Annotated in this window: 1 protein-coding gene; it reads left to right on the top strand. The window is 46.1% G+C overall.

The features are described 5' to 3' along the window. Nucleotides 1–43: 43 nt before the first annotated feature. The coding region (locus A3735_RS10125) for a beta-ketoacyl synthase N-terminal-like domain-containing protein (protein WP_231882529.1) at nt 44–282 on the top strand (239 nt) is incomplete at its 3' end.

Here is a 282-nt window from a genome sequence, read left to right as displayed (position 1 = left end):
TAATGCACCTGGCGCAAATAACCTTCCACAATTTTGGGAGAACTTGCTAGCAGAAAAAGAAAGCCTGCATGTATTTGCACCCACGTCAGCAGATGGTGAAGTTAACACTCGAGGTATCATTGCAGAGCCTCTTGCTCTCGATGCGAGTTTTTTTGGAATTTCACCAATTGAAGCCGAGTTTATAGATCCACAGCAACGCATTATGCTCGAGCTAGCTTGGCACGCCATAGAAGACTCTGGAATTGTTGCTGACGAATTTCCGGGACGTATTGGCGTCTTCTG

Source organism: Oleiphilus sp. HI0061 (assembly GCF_001635675.1).
This window is presented reverse-complemented; position numbering and strand designations above follow the sequence as displayed.